The organism is Comamonas terrae, assembly GCF_001544075.1.
Classification (GTDB): Bacteria; Pseudomonadota; Gammaproteobacteria; order Burkholderiales; family Burkholderiaceae_C; genus Comamonas; species Comamonas terrae.
In genome coordinates this window covers 1-718 of the sequence record NZ_BCNT01000039.1, presented here as the reverse complement: position 1 = coordinate 718, position 718 = coordinate 1, and the positions used below count along the sequence as shown (strand labels likewise).

Below are 718 nucleotides of genomic sequence, written 5' to 3'. Positions count from 1 at the left end.
CCCGACGGATCCCACCAATCCGACAGACCCCTCCGACGGTCATGGCCTCATTACGTCAGTCGAGCATGTGATTGGCGGACTGGCGAGCGGCACGGTAGTTGAACCAGTCTCCAATTTGATCAATTCACTGGTCAACCCGAGCAATGGCACCTTGTCCACAGTCACCAGTGTGCTGGAACAGCTCACCAATACCGAAGGCGGTCCATTGGGAGTTCTTACCGACCTTGTCGATGGTCTGGTCAATATTGATGACCAAGGCCTGGAGCCTCTGATCGATACCCTCAACGGTTTACTGCAAGGGTTGAAAGATCCGGGCTCAGGAGGTATTGGCAATATTGTCGACAATGTGCTCGGAGGCCTTCTCGGAAATGGAGGTCTCGGCGACCTGCTTGCAGGTGTTGGCGGCCTGCTTGGCGGTTTGCTGGGCGGAGGCTCCACGCCTACTCCGGGCGGAGATGGTGGCATTGTTACCTCGGTGCAGGATGTCGTGGACCACCTGCTCGGTGGCACCGTGGCCGAGCCCGTGAGCCAGCTGCTTGACGCACTGACCAACCCCACTGATGGCACCTTGTCCACTGTGACCGGCGTGCTGGAAGGCCTGACCAATGTCGACGGCGGCCCCCTGGGCGTGCTCACGCAGCTGGTCAATGGCCTGACCCAGGTGCCCGACCAGGCGCTGGAGCCTGTGATTGGTACCCTCAATCAACTCATTGCGGGG

General features: G+C 59.7%; 1 pseudogene. It reads left to right on the top strand.

Features of this window, described 5'->3' with window-relative positions:
* Positions 1-115 precede the first annotated feature (115 nt).
* A pseudogene (locus tag Cte04_RS21820) lies at positions 116-718 on the top strand (hypothetical protein); the annotation flags it as partial.